At 75.1% G+C, this 18,452-nt stretch carries 19 protein-coding genes and 1 riboswitch; of the genes, 8 read left to right on the top strand and 11 right to left on the bottom strand.

The genetic code is table 11. From position 1 onward, the window contains the following. Nucleotides 1-88: 88 nt before the first annotated feature. Entirely contained in the window at nucleotides 89-565 is a 477-nt protein-coding gene (locus tag H7K62_RS04645; RefSeq protein WP_186716774.1) for a C40 family peptidase, read from the bottom strand. 6 nt (nucleotides 566-571) lie between these two features. Beyond that, a riboswitch (cyclic di-AMP (ydaO/yuaA leader) is annotated at nucleotides 572-737 on the bottom strand. Nucleotides 738-956: 219 nt separating this feature from the next. On the opposite strand from H7K62_RS04645, the gene H7K62_RS04640 reads away from it, so the two are divergent. Continuing rightward, the gene (locus H7K62_RS04640; RefSeq protein WP_186716773.1) at nucleotides 957-2,045 is read left to right on the top strand and encodes a YihY/virulence factor BrkB family protein; all 1,089 of its coding nucleotides are present in this window, start codon (nucleotides 957-959) and stop codon (nucleotides 2,043-2,045) included. A gap of 64 nt (nucleotides 2,046-2,109) precedes the next feature. Here H7K62_RS04640 and H7K62_RS04635 read toward each other — a convergent pair whose 3' ends face one another. Both H7K62_RS04635 and H7K62_RS04630 read right to left on the bottom strand, forming a co-directional pair. Next, complete coding sequence (locus tag H7K62_RS04635) at nucleotides 2,110-3,489, bottom strand: hypothetical protein (RefSeq protein WP_222437084.1); 1,380 nt, start codon at nucleotides 3,487-3,489, stop codon at nucleotides 2,110-2,112. Nucleotides 3,490-3,607: 118 nt separating this feature from the next. Then, the gene (locus H7K62_RS04630; RefSeq protein WP_222437083.1) at nucleotides 3,608-4,555 is read right to left on the bottom strand and encodes a pirin family protein; all 948 of its coding nucleotides are present in this window, start codon (nucleotides 4,553-4,555) and stop codon (nucleotides 3,608-3,610) included. A gap of 31 nt (nucleotides 4,556-4,586) precedes the next feature. On the opposite strand from H7K62_RS04630, the gene H7K62_RS04625 reads away from it, so the two are divergent. Further along, nucleotides 4,587-6,176: an amidohydrolase gene (locus H7K62_RS04625; RefSeq protein ID WP_222437082.1), complete on the top strand. Its 1,590-nt coding sequence runs from the start codon at nucleotides 4,587-4,589 to the stop codon at nucleotides 6,174-6,176. Between the two features lie 181 nt (nucleotides 6,177-6,357). Continuing rightward, entirely contained in the window at nucleotides 6,358-6,768 is a 411-nt protein-coding gene (locus H7K62_RS04620) for a hypothetical protein (protein WP_186716771.1), read from the top strand. 122 nt (nucleotides 6,769-6,890) lie between these two features. Here H7K62_RS04620 and H7K62_RS04615 read toward each other — a convergent pair whose 3' ends face one another. The 3 genes from H7K62_RS04615 to H7K62_RS04605 form a co-directional block, all read right to left on the bottom strand. Further along, nucleotides 6,891-8,222 (bottom strand): hypothetical protein, encoded by a 1,332-nt coding sequence (locus H7K62_RS04615; protein ID WP_186716770.1) that lies wholly within the window; start codon nucleotides 8,220-8,222, stop codon nucleotides 6,891-6,893. Then, nucleotides 8,219-8,776, bottom strand: coding sequence for an RNA polymerase sigma factor (locus H7K62_RS04610; protein WP_186716769.1), 558 nt, complete (start codon nucleotides 8,774-8,776; stop codon nucleotides 8,219-8,221). The genes H7K62_RS04615 and H7K62_RS04610 overlap by 4 nt, the downstream gene beginning before the upstream one ends. 67 nt (nucleotides 8,777-8,843) lie before the next feature. Next, nucleotides 8,844-9,707 carry a hypothetical protein gene (locus H7K62_RS04605; RefSeq protein ID WP_186716768.1) on the bottom strand — a complete coding sequence of 288 codons (864 nt, stop codon included), beginning with the start codon at nucleotides 9,705-9,707 and terminating at the stop codon, nucleotides 8,844-8,846. 238 nt (nucleotides 9,708-9,945) lie between these two features. Between H7K62_RS04605 and H7K62_RS04600 the strand changes: the two genes are divergently transcribed. Continuing rightward, nucleotides 9,946-12,543, top strand: coding sequence for a hypothetical protein (locus H7K62_RS04600; protein ID WP_186716767.1), 2,598 nt, complete (start codon nucleotides 9,946-9,948; stop codon nucleotides 12,541-12,543). Between the two features lie 53 nt (nucleotides 12,544-12,596). Here the strand turns inward: H7K62_RS04600 and H7K62_RS04595 are convergent, their stop codons facing one another. Then, nucleotides 12,597-13,091, bottom strand: coding sequence for a GNAT family N-acetyltransferase (locus H7K62_RS04595; protein WP_222437081.1), 495 nt, complete (start codon nucleotides 13,089-13,091; stop codon nucleotides 12,597-12,599). 97 nt (nucleotides 13,092-13,188) lie between these two features. On the opposite strand from H7K62_RS04595, the gene H7K62_RS04590 reads away from it, so the two are divergent. The 3 genes from H7K62_RS04590 (at nucleotide 13,189) to H7K62_RS04580 (ending at nucleotide 14,553) form a co-directional block, all read left to right on the top strand. Next, nucleotides 13,189-13,608 carry a hypothetical protein gene (locus H7K62_RS04590; RefSeq protein WP_186717109.1) on the top strand — a complete coding sequence of 140 codons (420 nt, stop codon included), beginning with the start codon at nucleotides 13,189-13,191 and terminating at the stop codon, nucleotides 13,606-13,608. Further along, nucleotides 13,599-14,120 carry a hypothetical protein gene (locus H7K62_RS04585; RefSeq protein ID WP_186716765.1) on the top strand — a complete coding sequence of 174 codons (522 nt, stop codon included), beginning with the start codon at nucleotides 13,599-13,601 and terminating at the stop codon, nucleotides 14,118-14,120. Before H7K62_RS04590 ends, H7K62_RS04585 begins: the two co-directional genes overlap by 10 nt. 109 nt (nucleotides 14,121-14,229) lie before the next feature. Further along, complete coding sequence (locus H7K62_RS04580; protein ID WP_186716764.1) at nucleotides 14,230-14,553, top strand: putative quinol monooxygenase; 324 nt, start codon at nucleotides 14,230-14,232, stop codon at nucleotides 14,551-14,553. Nucleotides 14,554-14,641: 88 nt separating this feature from the next. On the opposite strand, the gene H7K62_RS04575 is transcribed toward H7K62_RS04580, so the two are convergent. The 4 genes from H7K62_RS04575 to H7K62_RS04560 form a co-directional block, all read right to left on the bottom strand. Next, nucleotides 14,642-15,289, bottom strand: coding sequence for a hypothetical protein (locus H7K62_RS04575; protein WP_186716763.1), 648 nt, complete (start codon nucleotides 15,287-15,289; stop codon nucleotides 14,642-14,644). 77 nt (nucleotides 15,290-15,366) lie between these two features. Next, the gene (locus H7K62_RS04570; protein WP_186716762.1) at nucleotides 15,367-16,800 is read right to left on the bottom strand and encodes a PASTA domain-containing protein; all 1,434 of its coding nucleotides are present in this window, start codon (nucleotides 16,798-16,800) and stop codon (nucleotides 15,367-15,369) included. After that, nucleotides 16,797-17,363 carry a SigE family RNA polymerase sigma factor gene (locus H7K62_RS04565; RefSeq protein ID WP_186716761.1) on the bottom strand — a complete coding sequence of 189 codons (567 nt, stop codon included), beginning with the start codon at nucleotides 17,361-17,363 and terminating at the stop codon, nucleotides 16,797-16,799. Before H7K62_RS04565 ends, H7K62_RS04570 begins: the two co-directional genes overlap by 4 nt. Nucleotides 17,364-17,495: 132 nt before the next feature. Next, nucleotides 17,496-17,831, bottom strand: coding sequence for a hypothetical protein (locus tag H7K62_RS04560; protein ID WP_186716760.1), 336 nt, complete (start codon nucleotides 17,829-17,831; stop codon nucleotides 17,496-17,498). A 95-nt stretch (nucleotides 17,832-17,926) separates the two neighbouring features. Between H7K62_RS04560 and H7K62_RS04555 the strand changes: the two genes are divergently transcribed. Further along, nucleotides 17,927-18,409, top strand: a complete 483-nt coding sequence (locus tag H7K62_RS04555) for an STAS domain-containing protein (protein ID WP_186716759.1) — start codon at nucleotides 17,927-17,929, stop codon at nucleotides 18,407-18,409. The last annotated feature ends 43 nt before the right edge of the window (nucleotides 18,410-18,452 follow it).

Here is an 18,452-nt window from a genome sequence, read left to right as displayed (position 1 = left end):
GGTGCACCACCTGACAAGCATGCACCCCCCTCGCCCACCCGGCGGAGACCGCCGAGGAGGTGAGGGGGGTGCGTGCCGATCGGTTCGCTCAGAAGCGGCCGTACACCACGTTGCTGCTCCAGATGGAGCGCTCGGTGACGGACTTCCCGGCGCGCGGGGCGTCCATCATCTTCCCGTTGCCGGTGTAGATGCCCACGTGGTAGGCGCTGCCGCCGCTGACGAAGAAGACCAGGTCGCCCGGACGCGCCTGGGAGGCGCTGATGCGGGTGCTGGCGTCCATCTGGGCGTCGGCGGTGCGCGGGATGGAGATGCCGTTCATGGCGTAGACGTGCTGGGTGTAGCCCGAGCAGTCGAAGCCGGACGGGGTGGTGCCGCCGTAGCGGTAGGGGGTGCCGATGTACTGGCTGGCGGTGGCCAGGACGGCCCCGCTGTTCAGGACGGGCGCGGCGCTGGCGGGGATCGCGGCACCGGCGACCAGGCCACCGGAGAGCGCGAGGCCGGCGACGAGCCGGGTCAGGGCCCGCTTGTGCTTGCGGGCAGGCGTGACGGCAGGGGTCAGCGACATGGGGGGTGAGCCTCTCCGACGCCTGCGAGGTGAGCTGTCGGGTTCGGGAGGTGAGGTCCCCCGGCTCGCTAGGCGAGCTTCACCCCGAGGACGCGACGACGCTCCGAAGAGCAGCGCGCCCGGAAGTGGTTCCCCCGTCCCCTGCCATTCGGGTCGTGGGCCTCGAACGCGCTGGCAGGGGCTCGGCGTGCGCGACGAGGGCTCCCGGATCGGATCCGGGAGCGAACAGAAAGTACCGGGAAGTGACGGAAACCCCCAAACATCCCAGGTCGGAACCGTGATCTGATCGTGACACGCCGGTGCGCAGCAGCCCTCTCGCGAGGGTTTCGACGGCCTCCGTCCCGGTGACGCCGGCGCGCCGCGTGATCGGCGCTCGGGCAGGATGACGCGCGTGCCCGGTGGCCAGAAGCTCACGGACCGCATCGACGCGTTCCAGCGCCGCCACCCCGCGAGCGCCTTCCCCCTCGCCGTCGTCTACAAGTTCGCGGACGACCGCGGCCCGCACCTCGCCGCGCTCATGGCCTACTACGGCTTCGTCTCCGTCTTCCCGCTGCTGCTGCTCCTGGTCTCGGTGCTCGGCTTCGTGCTGCAGCCCTTCTCCGGGGCCGACCCCGAGCTGTCCAGCCGGGCCGTGACGGGCACCATCGACGCGCTCGCCGGCGTGCCGGTCCTCGGGAGCGCCCTGCAGGGGAGCATCACGGGCCTGCGGGGCAGCGGCGTCGCGCTGACCATCGGCGCGCTCGGCACCCTGTACGGCGGCATGGGCGTCATGCAGGCCACGCAGGCGGCGCTGAACCGCATCTACGCCGTGCCGCGCTACAAGCAGCCCAACCCGGTCCTGTCCCGGCTGCGCAGCATCGTGCTCATGCTGGCCCTGGGCCTGCTGGCGGTCGTGGCCACGGCCATCTCCGTGGTGCTCCCCCAGCTGGCCGACGCCGTGCCGGTGGGCGGCGGGCTGCTGCTGGCCGCCGGCACGCTGGTGCCGTTCGCGATCAACACGTGCATCTTCGTGGTCGTCTTCCGGGTGCTGACGGCCGTCCGGCTGGGCTGGCGCAACGTGGCGATCGGCGCGTTCGTCGCCGCCGCGCTGTGGGAGGCGCTGCAGACCGTGTTCGCGCGGATGGCCGGCGCGTACCTGCAGCACGCCGGGGACGTGTACGGCGTCTTCGGCGTCGTCCTGGGGCTGCTGGCGTGGCTGTACCTGCAGTCGATGGCGCTGGTGCTCGCCGCGGAGATCAACGTGGTGCGCCAGCGCCGGCTCTACCCCAGGGCGCTGCTGACGCCGTTCACCGACGACGTCGACCTCACCCCGCAGGACGTCCGCGCGTACACCGGCTACGCCCGCAGCGAGACGTACAAGGGCTTCGAGACGGTCATCGCGACCTTCGAGAAGGACTCGCCCGAGCCCGGCGCCGCCCACCCGGCGGCTCAGGACGACGACGGCGAGCGCGCCGGCGCGGAGTCCGGCGCCGCGCGCTGACGCTGCTCGGCTCCTGGCCCACCCAGCTCTGCAGCCAGGGGCTCGGCTGCGACGAGGGCCGGGGTCAGACGGTCTGCCCGGGGGCTGCCAGGTCTCCAGCCCCGTCCACCGCCACCTCTGCGCCGTCCTGGGAGGACAGCGCGTTCGAGTCCAGCGCGGAGTGGGTCGGCAGCTCCTCGACGGGCTCGCGCAGGCGCGGCGGTGCCGCCGACCACGCCTTGAGGTGCTGGACGACGTCGCCGTAGAAGTCCTCGACGGCGGCCAGGACGGAGTCGATGAAGCTGCCGCGCCCCCGGCCCCGCTTGGACCCCATCGGAGACGTGCGAGCGATCCGGAAGGCCTTGAGGTCCCGCTGGGGGTCCTCCACGAGGACCGAAGGGTCCTCCCTGACGGCTCGCAGCAGCGCCACCGCGCCCGGACCCCGGCTCCGCACCGAGCTCGCCTCCACGCGGACGTCCTCAGGGGCGCTCTTGAGCTGGCGGACCAGCCAGTTGACGCGGGTCGTCTGGCGTCCCTCCTTGGGCGCCTCCACCTCCACCGCGCACGTGATGCGCCCTGAGCGCAGGTCCACCTCGATCGTCAGGGGCGCGACGGTGCCGGGGATGCGGATGGCGCCGTCGAGCACTCCTGACGAGACCAACGACGACGAGAGGGCCTGGGCGCGCAGGCCAGGGTCGCTGAGCTCGCGCCGGCTCAGCGCGGGAGTGACGTCGGTCCCGAGGTTGCGCCCCAGCCGGAGGCTCGCGAAGCGCAGGAGTGCGTCGAAGCGAGCCGTGACCTGCGGCAGCGCCTTGTCAGACGCGCGGAGGGTGCCAGCGGTGACGGCCTCTCGCAGCGGCACCCAGCCCGGCCCCATGTCGTCCAGCTCCAGGGCTCCGGAGCGCGGGTGCTCCAGGTAGCGGATGAGCTCACCGAGGATCCACGCCTGGTCCGGGTCCGCGACGCCGCGGTGCTCCTTCTGCATCACGGCCTCGTGCAGGACCTGGGACCAGGACCAGTGGTGGAGGGCGACCTTCTTCAGGAGGCGCTTGTCGACGGTGGTCGGGTGGACACCCGCGGCGGGGGAGATCTCGTTCGAGATGGTGATGACGCAGTCGTAGCCCTGGGAGCGGGCGATCTCGAGGTAGGCCTCGAGCTGGTCTCGCTGCAGCTCGTTGGTGCCGGTCTTGACCTCGACCAGGGCGGTCCACGACCTCTGGCCGCGAGCGCAGCGGATGAGGCCGTCCGGGTACAGGCGGCGCTCCCCGAGGGAGAAGGGCACCTCGATGAACGTCTGCAGCGCGCCCGCGGGCGCGCCGAGCGGCTGCACCAGGGCCCTCCCGAACTCCTTGACCGCGGACATGACCGCGAGCAGCGCAGACGTCGCGCGCCGCTCAGCCTCCTCCGCACCGTTGATGCCGGACGTCGGGATGAGCCGCGCCTCGTTCCAGGACTCCTCTGCCACCGGTCCCCCCTCAGACGCTCGGTGTGGGGGCGAACCTAGGCAGGGGGGACGGGCGAGGTGGTGACTTCGACGGCTCTGTCCCCCTGCCGGGGACCGCAGCCGTGCGACTGGGCTGAGGTCAGCTGAAGGCGGGGGCCTCCCCGGGCTCGACCACCCGGCGGGGGCGCGGGCGCCGCGGGGTGAGGCGCACCGGAGGCAGCGGCGGCGACGGGATCCGTTCGCCCGCGGCGTGCCCGGGCACCCGGCCGAAGCGCTCGGCGGCGGCGTCCGGGTCCTCCCAGTCGGCGCGGGCGGCGGCGACGTCCTCGTGGGTGCGGCCGATGAAGTTCCAGAACATCACCAGGTCGTCGGTGGTGGGCACCCCGCCGAGCAGCAGCTGCCGGGCGCCGTCGGCGTGGCGCAGCCGCAGGCTGGCCCGGCCCGGGGCCCAGTGCCGCAGCGCCGGGGCCCCGCCCTCGGGGTCGAGCGCGAGCAGCGCGTGCTCGTGCGCCGGGTCCACCTCCACCTCGACGTCCGCACCCTCGTCGAGCACCACGTCGGCGCCGACCAGCCCAGGCGCCACGCCCGCCGGGGACGTCGCCCCGCCCAGCGACCCCACCAGCACGGTGGCCCGCACGCCGCCGCGCGCACCGCCGACCTCCAGCACCGGCAGCTCGCGCTGCTGCTCGAACCGCGGCGGGCACCCGTCCTGCTCGCGCGGCAGCACCACCCACAGCTGCACCGCGTGCTGCAGCGGCTGGTCGCCGAGGGAGAACTCGCTGTGGGAGACCCCCCGCCCCGCGGTCATGAGGTTCAGCTCCCCGGGGCGCACCACCACGTCCGACCCGGTGCTGTCGCGGTGGCGGATCTGTCCGGTCAGCGGCCACGTCACCGTCTGCAGCGCGGTGTGCGGGTGCGGCTGCACGCGCATGTCCACCCGCTGCGGCCCGATCCGGTCCAGGAAGCACCACGCCCCCACGGTCGGCACCTCGCGGTGCGGCAGCCACCGCTGCACGCTCATGCCGCGCACGCCGCCCAGCGGCACCTCGCGCCCGCTCAGCAGACGCCCGCCCGTCCCCTCGTCCACCCCAGGAGTCTCCTCCCCGCAGGATGAGGGCGTGACCGCCGCTCTGCTGCTGCGCCGCTGCCGCCTCGCCGGGGTTCCCGCCGGCAGGCACGGGCTCGTCGACGTCCTCCTCGACCGCGGACGGGTCGCCTCCGTCACGCCGACGACAACGACGGGCGCCGTCCCCGACCGGGTGGTCGACCTGGACGGGCGCTGGCTGCTGCCGGGGCTGTGGGACGAGCACGTCCACCTGGGCCAGTGGGCGCAGGTGCGGCGCCGGCTCGACGTCTCCGGCGCCACCAGCGCCGCCGAGGCCGCGGCGGCGGTGGCGCAGCGGGCGGCGGCCGAGCGCGGCACGGCCGCCGCGGCCGGCGTGCTGGTCGGCTTCGGCTTCCGCGACGGGCTCTGGCCGGACGCGCCGTCGCCGTCCCTGCTCGACCGCGCCGCTGCGCGGCCCGTGGTGCTCGTCTCGGGAGACCTGCACTGCGCGTGGCTGTCCACCGCCGCCGCGCAGCAGGTCGCGGCACCGCTCGGCGTGGTCCCGGACGAGCGCGGGCTGGTGCGCGAGGAAGCGGCGTTCGCGGTGCAGCGCGCGCTCGGCCGGGTCGGCGAGGCGGAGCTGGACGCCGCCGTCGCCGACGCGCTCGCGGAAACCGCCACCCGCGGCGTGGTGGGCGTGGTGGACCTGGAGATGACCGACTCCCCCGGCGGCACGGTGGCCGTGTGGGCGCGCCGCGCCGGCTCGAGCGGGACCGGACGGGCGGCGTCGGCGGGGCTGCGGGTGGAGGCCGGCACCTACCCGCAGCACCTCGAGGAGGTGCTGGCGCGCGGGGTGCGCGGAGCCGGAGCCCTGTCCGACAGCGCTCCGGGCTCGGCGCCCCTGGTGGTGGCGGGCCCCCTGAAGGTCATCACCGACGGGTCGCTCAACACCCGCACCGCCTGCTGCCTCGAGCCCTACCCCGGGCGCAGCGGCCCCGGCAGCTACGGGGAGCTCACCTGGGAGCCCGACGCGCTGCTCGACCTCCTGCGCCGTGGCCGCACCGGCGGCCTCACGCCCGCGGTGCACGCCATCGGCGACGCCGCCGTGCGGTCGGCGCTGGACGCGCTGGAGGTCGTCGGCGGTGGCGGCAGGGTCGAGCACGCCCAGCTGGTCGCCGACGACGACGTCGCCCGCTTCGCCGCGCTCGGCGTCGTCGCCAGCGTGCAGCCCGCCCACCTCCTCGACGACCGCGACGTCGCCGAGGTCCACTGGCGCGGCCGCACCGGCCGCGCCTTCCCGCTGCGCGCGCTGCTCGACTCCGGCGCACGGCTGGCGATGGGCTCGGACGCCCCCGTCGCAGCGCTCGACCCGTGGCTGGCCGTGGCCGCCGCCGTCGACCGCACCGACCCCCGCGCCCTCGCCGACGGCGGACGCGGAGGGCCGCGGCCGCCGTGGCACCCCGAGCAGTCGATCACGACGGCGGAGGCGCTCGCGGCGAGCGCCCGGGGGCGGTCCGCGGTGGCGGTCGGGGACGTCGCCGACGTGGTGGCCCTGGAGGCGGACCCGCTGGCGGACGGGGTCGCCGCCGACGTGGTGCGCGGCGCGGTGCGGGTGGCGCTGACCGTGGTGGACGGACGGGTGGTCCACGACGCGACGCGCTGACGCGTCCCCCTGGAGATCCCCCCGGAGCAGACCTCGGCGCCTTAACCTGGGGTGACACCAGCGTGTTCGAGCGGTGTCCGGGAGGTGACGGGCACCCCGACCCCCGAGGAGCCCCGCCGCAGTGCCTGCCCCCGTCGCCGCCGAGCCGCCGTCCCGAGACGAACCCTCTGACGACGCGCCCGTGCGCCTGCGCCAGCCGCCGGCCCACCTGGGCCACGCGTACCGGGTGGCCTTCGTGGAGACCGGAGCGCTCGAGGTGGTGCTCCCCGCCACGGAGCCGCTCCCGGTGCAGCCGGCGGCCCACGCCAGCACCCGGACCAGCACGAGCACCACCGCGCTCCGGACGACGACGAGCGCCCCCGTGCCCGCTCAGCGCTCCGCGCCTCCCTCCGCCCCCACCCCTCCTGCTGTCCCGCCTGCTGCCCCGGCGGTGGTGGCCGCCGACAGCCCGGCGACGGGCACCACCGGTGGTCAGCTCGCGCGGCGGTCACGGGCACTGCTGCTGGGGGTGGCAGTCGGCGTCGTCCTCGGCGTGCTCGCTGTGGTCCTCACCGGGCTGCTCGTCGCCTCCCTCGGGCTGCTGCCCCGCTGACCCCTGCGGCTGCTGACAGCGTCCGCACCGCACGCGCCTCCCGTCGTCGTCCTCAGAGCAGGACGCCGCAGGCGACCGCGGTGTTGCAGCGCGCCAGGGCGTCACACGGAGCACCCTCGCCGTCACAGGGGGGACGCGGCGAACCAGGTCTTCTCGCTGACGCACCCGGCGGGGAGCAGCCCCAGGGGCGCGAGGCTGCCACCCTCCCCTCCACCGAGCTGCACGTCCTGCCCCAGCCGGACCACTCCGGCTCCGGGGACGGTCAGCGACTGCGCCACCGGGTCCCACGTGGTGCCGTAGGGCCACCGCACCAGCCGGAACCCGCCCGCGTCGTCGAGCCCCAAGCAGCCCTCCGGGGTCCGGGTCAGCCGCCCGCCCCCGAGCGCCTGCATCGAGACCACCGGCGGCGACGACGGCACGAGCAGCAGGGACCCGTCGCTCGAGCGCACCACCCGCATCCCGGCCTGGTTGACGAACCCGAGCGCGGCCCGCACCGCGGTCACCGGCGCCGCCGCGACCGACGCGCGTACGGCGAGGGTGGGAGCGTCACCCTCCTGCGAGATCTTCTTGGGCTCGGCCCAGGTGATCTCGCTGCTGGAGCCGTCGGTGCGACGCACCGACGCCAGCGCGGGGTCCCAGGCACCCCAGCGAATGGTCGTCACCCCGCCGTCGGGGTCGCGCGGTGCGTCGCGGGCGACGACGGGCTGCGCGGGCTGGTCGACGGCCACCTCCGTCCAGGAGATGCCCCTGGCGGTGGCGTCCTCCGGGGCGGCGTCGCCGAGGTCGATGCCGGGCGGCAGGTAGAAGCGGTACAGGTACCGGTCGTGCGAGAGCTCCCCGTCCGTCCCGAGCGCGGATCCCGCCTGGTCCGACACGGCGCACGCCTGCGTCATGCGGCTGGTGTCCAGACCGTCGAGCTCCGCGGGCTGCACACCGAGCCCGAACGCGGTGGTGTCGCAGTCCACCGCCGTCGTGAACTCCCGGAACGGCAGCGGGACCCTCCCGCCGCGCAGCGCCGGGGGCGGCTGGGGCGGCTGGAGGGCTTCGAGGCGCGCCGACTCGTCGGACGGGAGGTCGGGGACGCCCGCGCGCAGCTGGGCCGGGTCGCCCTCGCCACGGCCGGAGCTGGCGGGCCGGTAGACCCCGAGCTCAGGAGGGGCGACGATCCCGGTCGCCACGACGATGACAGCAGCGGTCACAGCGGCTGCTCCCGCACCTGCGACCGCCCAGGCGCGGCGCCGGCGCGCACGTCGTCGGGCCGCGTCGACGCGGGCCTTGGCGGCCGCGAGGTCGATCCTCGACGGCGGTGGCTGCAGCGCCAGCACCCGGTCGGTGAGCAGGTGCGCGAGGCGGGCGTCCAGGGCCCGCTCCTCCGACGTGGCGTCCGGGTCGTCGACGACGTCGAGGTCGACCGCTGCGTGGTCACCGCCCGGCGCGCTCTGGGGTCGGGTCATCGTGACGCTCCCTGCTGTGACGGGTCGGACTGGTCGGTGAGGAGCACGCGCAGGCTCTGCCGGGCGGCGTGGGTCTGGCTCTTGACCGTGCCCTCGCTGCACCCGAGGGTGCGTGCGGTCTCCGCCACCGAGAGGTGCTCGACGTAGCGCAGGACCACCACGGCCCGCTGCCCGGGCGTGAGGTCGGCGAGCAGCGAGAGCAGGTCGTGCTCGGACGAGCCGGTGTGGCTCGCGACCAGCGGTGAGCCGCTGCGGGGGTGCTCGTGGGCGGTGGGGTCGTCGGTGGAGATCTTGTGGCGGCGCCACGGTCGACGTCCCTCCGAGACGAGCAGACGGACCAGCGTGGTGCGGGTGTACCCGTAGGCGTCGCCCGGACGCACCCGCGACCAGGCGCCGTAGACCCGCTCCAGCGCTCCCTGGACGGCGTCGTCGGCGTGGTGCCAGTCGCGGCAGTAGGCGTAGGCGACGCGACGCAGCCGCGGCATGGCGAAGGCGGCGAACTCGTCGAACGACTCCTCGGTCGCCGACGGTGCCGGCCGTGGTGCTGGGCGCATCCCCCACCTCCTCGCCCCTGCATACGCTCCGGGAGGCCCTGCGGTTGGGAGGGACCCGCGGGGAGAGCTAGGCGAAGCCTCCCCCGGAGCCGGCCCCACCCACGAAGCCCGACCCGGCACCGCCGCCGGGCGGAGGCTCGACGGACATCGCCGTCGCCACCCCGCACACCCCCAGCCACCCCCGTGCCGTGGTCGACCGCCCCGGGGTGAACCACGACGGCGGCGGTGGCCGCAGCTGGCCCAGGTGCGCCGTCCACAGGTCGAGCAGTCCGAGCGCCACGGCCGTCGGGAGCAGGTCAGCGACAGCAGGGGCTTCGGGGCGGTGCTTCGACAGACCGGCTCGCGCAGCCCTCAGCCTCGCGGCGACCTCGTCGCCGTCGCGGGTCCGTCGTCGTCCCGCGTGCACGCCGTGCAGGTGGTCGAGCAGCCCGGCGGGCAGCACCCGGGAGCTCCGGGCGAACCACCCGCGCTCGACGACGTCGTGGTCCAGGGCCGCCAGCACCCGCGGGAGGTCCGTGTGAGCGCGCACCCGCGACAGGAGCCTGCTGGGGGTGTCCGCGACGAGGGTCAGCAGCCGCTGCTCGTGCTCGCGCAGGGCGTCCTGCCGCTCAGGGACAGCAGGCTCGGATCCAGGCTCGGTCCACGGTGCGTGCCGCGGATGGGCGGTGCGGACCTCCGCGAGCACGGTGGCGTCCACGCCGACCGGTGGCGCCTCCCCCGGCAGCAGGAGGTACCAGTCCAGGGCGTAGCCGACCGTCGCGTCGTTCCCGGCGTCGGCGACGCGGAGGCGCCCCCGGGCGGCCAGGTCCAGCACGGCCGCTGCGAGGTGCCGCCGCTGGGCGTGACGCAGGTGCAGCGCTCCCAGCTCCGCGGGGGTCGCCAGGTGCAGGACGGGGTCGACGCCCACCGGGGTCGCACGCTGGGTGGTCATGTCCGTTCCCTCACCACGCCCCGGGATCCAGAAGATCCACCGAAGGTAGTGCGGTCAGGCACGTGTCGCGCGCCGCACGATCTTCACGGCCTGCAGGTGCATCCCACCCACGCGGTGGGCGCGCCACGGGCATCCAGCTGGGGGCCTGCTGTCACGTTCCGTGAGACTGTGATCACGGTCCTGACCTGCGGGGACGAGGACCACCGGACTGTCGGTGGTGACCCCTAACGTCTCCGCCATGACCACCAGCGCACCCCCGGACTGGGCGGTCGGCGACGACGCCGACCAGCCCGGCACCTGGGACGCGCACACCTTCGACCTGGACGCCGACCTAGACGACGACGGCGTTGACGTGCCGAAGGACGACGGCGGGGGGCCGGTCCGCTTCAGCCGTCCCTGGTGGACCCAGCAGCTGCTGAGCGATCCCTTGACCGGGTCCATCGCCGAGCGGCGCCGCATCCGCCCCGCCATCGCCGCCGCACTGGCCGATGAGCCCGGCCCGACCCAGATCGCCACCCTGGACGCCCTGCACGCAGCCCTCGGCGCCACCGACGTCGCCGACCCCACCGACGTCGCCGACGTCGCCGACGTCGCCGGCGTCCAGGGGCCAGGCGGGCTGGGACTGTCCAGTCGGGAGTGGACCGAGGTCACCGCCGCCGCTGAGCGCTGCACCTCCTACCTGCACGCCCTCAAGCTCACCTGCATCAACGGCCTGGACGCAGCCAAGCTCGCCGAGAACCCCACCCGCGCTGCAGCCAAGGACACCCGCCGCCCAGCCTCTGATGAGCTGGCCCCGGTGCTGCGCATCGCCGGGCGCACCGCCACCGCCCTGGTGGGCCTGGCCCGCCAGCTCACCCAGCTCCCAGCAGCTGAGGAAGCACTGACCCGGGGAGTGATGACCCCCGCCCAGCTGGACGTGCTCGCTGAGGTCTGCCGCCGCCTGCCGGAGGGCCCAGCCGGGCAGGCAGCCCGGGCGCAGGTGGAGGCCGCGGCGGTGGCCGCAGCGGCCACCTTGAGCCGGGCCCGGTTAGCAGGGGTGCTGGAGGAAGCAGCGTTGGCTGCTGACCCCGGGTACGCGGCCCGGGCGATGGCCGCCGGGATCCAAGAGCGCGATGTGGTGCTGCGTCGTTCTGCGGTGCCGGGGTGCCGGCAGGTGGTGGCCACGCTGGAAGCCTCTGATGCGGCGCGGGTGTGGCAGGTGCTGCAGCAGGTGGCCGCCAACGCCAAGGACGGAGACACCTACACCAACCCTGGAGTTGACCCTGACCCTGGTGCTGCCGGCGACCAGGGCCAGCAGGCCCAGGAGAAGGAGCAGCGGTCGCTGGGGCAGCTGCGCGCGGACGTGCTGGTCAGCTTGGTGGTCGGTGACTTCAGCCTCACCCCGCAGGCCCTCGCCGAGGTCCTGGGTGAGCCCACCCCCTCCAGCGCGAGGACCGGGGGACCCACCAGCGCGGATGACCTGTTCACCTCCCAGCCCAGCAACGACGCCGACGAGGACGTCGACGACGACCTCGACGACGGCGAGGATGACGCCGCCGAGGACGAGGACGACGTCGACGAGGACGCCGACGGCTCCGACGGCTCCGACGGCCTCGACGGTTCCGACGGCCTCGGCGGTGGAGCCCAGCCGCCGGCGCCGGTGAGCCGTCTGGTCCCGGACACCCGCAAGCCGGTGGCCATCCCCACCCCTGAGCAGCGGGCCCGGCTCTCCGAGATCCACATCGTGGTCCTGGCCGATGACCTCGCCGACCTGGACGACCCCGAAGACCCCGACGGGCCCGACGGCCCCGATGACCGCGACGGGCCGAGCGACGGGCCGAGCGACGGGCCGAGCGACGGCCCAGGTGACGGCCCAGGTGGTGAGGACCCGCCGCCGGGTCCGAGCAGCCCGAGCCGGCCGCTGGCCGACACCGCCGAGACCTCTGACACCTCCAAGACCTCTGACACCTCCGGGACCCCACCGAGCAGCGCTCCACCCTGTCCGCCACGAGAACGACCCCGCCCCACAACTGCAGCCCCCTCCCCCAGGCCCACCGGCCAGCCCACGACGGCGCCGGTGCCCACCCCGCCGCGCCCCCGCAGCGCCCAGAGCGCCCGGGCCACCGGGGGGCCTGCGCCTGCCTCCGCCTCCGCCTCCGCCAGCACCGACAGCAGCCCCACCGGCACTCCCACCGGCACTCCCACCGGCAGCGGGCAGCAGCGGCTGCGGGCTGCTCGCGCTGCCCGCTCCGCCCGCCGCGCCCTGGCCGGGTACGGACCCTTCGGCCACGTCCCCGGCATCGGACGCCTCGCCCCCCACATCACCCGCACCGCTGTGCGCGCTGCCCGCTGGCGCCGCCTGGTCGCCGACCCCACCACCGGGGTGCTGACCCACCGCTCCCGCTGGACCCTGCCCGCCCCCAACACCCTCCCCACCCGCAGCACCACCCAGCACCTGGCGGTGCTGCTGGCCCAGACCGCCGCCCCCGACCCGAATGACCCCGCCACCCGCATCGAAGTCACCTACCGACCCTCAGTGCTGCTGGCCGCCCACGTCCGCTCCCGCGACGCGGTCTGCATCTCCCCGGTCTGCCACCACAGCGCCCGCGCCGGGGCCACCCAGCTGGACCACACCACCGCCTGGGGTCCCTCGACCCCCACCCGTCTGCGCGGAGGACTCACCCAAGCCGGCAACCTCGGCTGCATCTGCCAGCGCTGGCACACCGCCAAGACCCACGGCGGCTGGGACCTCACCCAGCCGTCCCCGGGCACCTTCACCTGGACCTCACCGACCGGACGGGTCTACCACCGCACCGCCACCCCACTGCTGCCCGACCTCGCCGACGTCCTGGGCTGACTGCCGCCGCGATCCAGCTACGCCTGGTCCCGTTATCACCCTGTGCACCACCGTCAGAGGTGGAGCTTCATGCCCACGTGTGACGGCGTGAACCCGAGCCGCTCGTAGAAGCGGTGAGCGTCGGTGCGCCGCGCGTCGGTGGTGAGCTGGATCAGCGCGCAGCTCCGTCGTCGTGCCTCCTCCACCGCCCACCCGACCATCGCCGTCCCCAGCCCGCTGGAGCGGTGGGCAGCAGCGACGCGCACCGCCTCCAGCTGAGCGCGCAGCGCCCCTCGGCGGGCGAGCCCCGGGAGGAAGCTCAGCTGCATCGTGGCCACCACCTCGCGCTCAGCGCCGACAGCCACCAGCAGCAGGTGCGCGGGGTCGGCGTCGATGGCTTCGAAGGCCCGCAGGTAGGGCTCCAGCCCTGCGGGACCGGTGACGGCGTCACGCCTCGCACCCAGCTGGTCGTCGGCGAGCAGCGCCACCACATCGGCCACGTCCTGCGCCACCGCCCGGCGCAGGAGCACCGTCCCTCTGCGAGTCACCAGCTCGACGGGCTCGTCCACGGGCCCAGGCTGCCGCAAGCCCGCGACCGGACCGCAGGAGACCGTCCGCTGCGCAAACACGTCGACAGACGCCGTGCCCGCCACTGATCGTGGAGGTGTGGACGACCTGGCAGAGCAGCTCCTCGCGGCTGTCCACCGGGCCGTCAGCACGCGCCCGGCCGGTTCTGCTGCCGTGGGCCAGGGTGTGGCTGACCCCGGCACGGGCTCCGGCATCCCCCTCGTCCACGTGACACCGCGCGCGCCGGGAGCTGCTCACATCGCTCTTGTGGTGCTGCCGGACGAGGTGACCGTCACCTTCGGCGGCACCCACGTCTACCTGGGCGTCGACGAACAGACGCCCACCGTGGTGGAGCAGCTGGTCGAGGCGGTGCTGGCAGGCCGCTTCGTGGAACGCGGTCCGCGCGCCGACGCCTTCGCCGAGGTCACCTTCGCCGATGGCGAGCGGTGGTCGGGCGGCGACGCCCTCGCGTCCCTGTGGCCGAAGCGGTCAGGCCGGAGGAGCGCACCGTGCACGTGACCCCCGCCCGCCACCTCGCGCTGCACCGCGTCCGCTGGTGGACGCGGTGGCGCGAGGCCCGGGCCGCTCGCGCCGGGCTCTGGTGCACCGTGGACCCCTGGGACCAGGACGACGACGGTGACGGCGACCGGGCGGTGCTGCGGGCGGTGCTCCACGCGCTGAGGCCGTGGGCCGACCAGCTGCAGACGGACCTGCCACTCGCGATGCGCGGGGAGTGGCCGGCCGGTTTCGTCGCGGCAGCCGATCACCTGCACGCGGTCTCCCCGCGCCACCGCGGCGACACGGACGGGTACGCCACCACGGGCTGGCTCCCGGCCCACGACGACGCGACGTGGGCGGCCTTCGTGCTCCTCGCCCCGCACGTGCTGGACGCAGACGTGATGACGGACGCGGGCTGCGTCGTCGTCGGGATCGCCGACCAGGGGACGTCACTGGCGCTGAGGCTGACCGCGGAACAGCGGCAGGCCGTCGTGGCCGTGCTCGGAGACCGGCGGCTGCGCCCCCTGCGATGACAGGCGGGCTCACCGCAGGGCTGCACCGCTGAGGCGTGGGGCGACCGGGGCGAGGGCCGGCCCCACGGGTGCAGCCTAGGAACGCGGAGAGGGGGGCTAGCGTCCGGTCGTGGACGGCGTCCGACTGACGGGGCAGCTGCTCTGCTCCACCGCCGACGACGTGCGGCTGGTGGCCGGGCACCTGCCGGAGCACGTCCGCCTCACGAGGGCGGAGGCCGGGTGCCGGCGGTTCGACGTCGTCCTGACCGGTGACGGGCGCACGTGGCAGGTCGACGAGGAGTTCGAGGGCCCGGAGGCGTTCCGCGCCCACCAGGCCCGCACTGCGGCGAGCGACTGGGGCCGCGCGACCGCTCACCTGCAGCGCCGCTACGCGGTGGAAGGGCTCCCCGGCGGGGGCGCTCAGCCCGCAGAAGCCTCCCCTCCACCCCCGTAGACCACGATGATCCCGACGATGACGACCACCATCGCGATCATGATGACCGCGACGACCAGCGTCATCCGCCGGCTCCACGGCGCCGGCCTCACGCCGTTCCCTTCCCAACGAGAGCACCAGCACCGGCGTGACCGACCAGCGCTGCGAGCTGGTCGACGCTGGTCACGCCGAGGTCGTTCTCCGGGTTCACCGGCACCAGTGTCCGGTCGGCGAGCACCTGCCACGCGGCCTGGCTGTCGTTGAGCTGGTTCATCGGGTGGCCCGGGTCGAACCGCTCCAGCGCCAGCAGGTACTCCCGACCGTCACCGACCGGGAGCGGCCGGGCGGTGCACGTGTTCTGCGCCACCTCGAACCTCTCCCCCACGGTGACGTCGCCCTTGAGCACCTCCAGCGCCTCCACGGTGATGGCGGTGGCGTCGAGGACCGTCTCCTCCCGGAACCGCGCGAACTCCTGCGGTGACATCCCCGCCTGCGGCAGCGGGTGGTCCTGGTAGTCGCGCGAGGGTCCCGTCGCCGCGACGCGCACCACGACGTCCGCGCGGGAGACGACGTCCGCCGCCGACCCGTACCAGGGGTAGTCCGCCATGCAGGTCGGCTCGACCACGGGGATCGGGCCGGGCGCCTGCACCGCACCGGCCTCCCCCACCCCCGCCTGCCCGCAGCCGCTCAGGACGACGACGAGCGCCGCCGTCCCCGCCACCCGGGTCCGGGTGCCGAGCTGGTCCGGCCGGCCCATGAGCGCCCTCGTCTCGTCGTCGACTCGCCATCGTCTCGTCACCCACCACGACGCCGGCACCGTCGGGACCGTTGCAGCTACCGCGCGACGACCAGGTGGACCCCGGTGCCCTCCGGCACCCACTCGTCCGCGCCGGGCGTCGCCCTGACGACCATCCCCGAGGGTGCCGACCCGGCGTCCCGGACGGTGACCTCGCTGATCGGGACGTGGTAGCGGTCCAGGACCCAGGTGGCCTCCGCCTGGGTGAGCCCGACGACGTCCGGGGCGGGGGTCCCGCGGTCGACCACCTGACCCACCACCGGCTGCTGCTCGGTCATCGCCTTCTCCTCCTCGGGCGTCAACGACCTCACCGGCTCCGGCGTCGGGGGCGGCTCCGTGCGGTACCAGAGGTTCCGCGCCAGCTGCTCTCGCCCCAGCGCCGGCCAGCCGGAGGTGTCCTCGTCGTCCGGCACGAACCAGGCGGTCGCGGTGGTGCTGTCGTCCTGGGTGCGCACCATCACCCCTTCACCGGCGAGCTCCTGCGGTGTCCGGCACATGCTCCCCGCCATGCCGGGCTGGAACTCGAAGAAGCACAGCTTCCCCAGCGGCAGCGCCCCCACCACGAACGTCCCCTCGGGGCCGTCGTGGACGAGCCGCAGCGAACCCGGCACGATCGCGTTGATCCCCGCGTACTCGAACCCCGCCGCCTTCTCGTCCGCGGCGGTCGGCGCCGCGCGCAGCTGCGCGTACCGGTCCACCGAGGACGGCGACGCGCTCGCCTCCACCCACACCCCGTGCACGTACGGGACGACGCCCTCGGCGGTCAGGGGCTCGGTCTCGGCGTCGGTCGCGCCGGCTGGCACCAGCCAGACCCGCGGTGCGACCGACCCGTCCGAGACCTCCACGAGTCTCGCCGTCGGGGCCCTGCCCGTGGCCGGGTCGATGAGGCAGCCACCCTGGTCGACGCCCGGCCCCACCACCCGCCAGCAGAGCACACCGCTGGCCGTCCGCCCGGCCCAGTACTTCACCTGACCGAGCTGGACGAGCATCCGCACCGACCCCGCCACCACGTCCGGCCCGAGCGGTGCGACGCCCTCGAGGTCGGAGGGCCACTGCGCGTGCGCCAGCGCGGGGTAGGCAGACCACTCCTCCCCCGGGTAAGAGGAGGACGACGACGGCGACGGCTGCGCGGTCGCCGCCGGCGCGGGCGCCCTCCCGTCGCGGTGCCCCGCGCCCAGGGCGACCGCCACGATGACGGCGGCTGCCGCCGCGGACGCGACCACCGCGAGGAGCAGGCGCGAGCGGCGGCGCTCGCCCGGGGAGCCGCCGTCGTCCTCACCGGCTACCGGGAGCTCGACGACCGGGGCCGTGGCGGCTGCCGCACCGGCCGGGGTGCCTGCGGCGGCGGCGTGGACGCGGGCGAGGCGCTCCCCCAGCGCCGCGGGCTCCACGGTCTTGAGGGCGGCACGGGCGCCGAGCGCCTGGGCGAGCCGCTGCTCGAGGTGCTCCAGCGCCTTCTCGTCCTGGCTCATCGCGTGCTCCCGGTGGGCGGCGGGGTCTCGCCGAGCTGGCGGTGCAGCGCGGCGAGGGCCTTGTGGGCGGTGGACTTCACGGTGCCGCGGGTGATGCCCATGGCCTCCGCGGTGGCAGCCTCGTCGAGCTGGGACCAGTACCGCAGCACCACCACCTCGCGCTGGCGCTGCGGCAGCGCGGCGACGGCGGCGATGACCTGGCGGCGCTCGTCGTCCAGGAGCGCGAGCTCCTCGGCGGAGGGGCCCGGGGCGGCGTGGGGCGGGGTCCAGGCGCGGGCGGTGCGGCGGCGTCGCAGCACCGACCGGGCGCCGTTGACCACGGCCCGGTGGAGGTAGGACTGCGCGCGGCTCGGGTCGGCCAGCTGGTGCCACTGCCGCAGCAGGCCGGTGAAGGCCTCCTGGGCGACGTCCTCGGCGCTGGCCTCGTCGTCGACGAGGAGCAGCGCGAGGCGGACGGTGGCGGCCCAGCGCTGGACGAACAGGTCGTCGAACGCGGGCGCTGCCGCCTCCGCCGGGCCGGGCGGCGGGTGGTCGTCGTCGTGCGTGGTGGCCACTGCTGACATCACCGGGTCTCCTCGGGCGCCACCGCGGTGATGGCCTCACCACCAAGACGTCCCAGGAGCGCCGGGGTTGCCTCCCGCGCCGGACTTCTTCTGCGCCGGCCCCCTCGGCGCGGGACCGGTCGCGGTGGGCGGTCAGGGCTCGAGGTAGGTGACCGCGACGCCGCGGGCCCGCGCGTAGGCGACCTCCCGGCGCGTGCTGGTGCCGACGTAGCCGCCCACGTTGATGACGTGGATGCGCTGGCTGAGGTCGATCTTGCGCAGGTGGAGGGCGTCGAGGTCGGCCTTGGCGGGCGAGGTCTGGTCGAGGCCCTCCTCGTGGCCGAACATCCCGACGCTGAGGACGATGCGACCCTCCAGCGTGAGGCGCCGCTGCTCGGACTCGAAGGCCTCGCGGAAGCGGGTGGACCCGCACAGGGTCACCACCTCGGGGAACGGCTGGGTGGACGGCTCGGGGCCGGGCGCGGTCACCGGGGCACCGTAGAGGCCTGCGCGGTCAGTGACGCCGTCAGTGACGCCGCGCCCTGTCGGCGTCCGGGGCTGATCGACGGGCGCTGCAGCTCGACGTGATCGACGCTGGGGGGATCCGCACCACCACGGGCCGAGCGGTGGTCCCCGGCGAAGGCGAGCTCATGGCTCACGGCCTGCTCATCCAGCTCCACCACGACCAGGGAGTGCCCGTGCTCGAGGTGGCGGGCGACCTGGACCTCATCTCCGCCCACGAGCTGCTGGTGCAGGGGCGGGAGCTGGTGGACGAGGCGCTGGCGGGGCCGGTGGAGCCGGCGGTGGTGGTGCTGGACGCGTCGCGGGTCGCCTTCGTCGACTCCGCCGGCCTCGGGGCGCTGGTCAGCCTGCTCAAGCGGGCGCTGGCGCACCGGGCGGGGTTCAGCATCGCCGGGTCCGGTCCGCAGCTGCGGGCGCGGCTCGCGCAGACCGGGCTCGACAGGGTGGTCGCGCTGCACCCCTCCGCCGCGGAGGCCGTGTCCGCGGCGACCGGGCGTCTCCCGGACGGAGGGCACCGCTCCGGCGGCGACCACCCGGGGGGGTGACATCATCGACACCGGCACGGGGGTGCCTCATCGCTCTCCCCTG

It is taken from the genome of Quadrisphaera sp. RL12-1S (genome assembly GCF_014270065.1).
Lineage (GTDB): Bacteria > Actinomycetota > Actinomycetes > Actinomycetales > Quadrisphaeraceae > Quadrisphaera.
The sequence above is the reverse complement of the archived record's forward strand: the minus strand, read 5'-3'. Positions and strand labels throughout refer to the sequence as shown.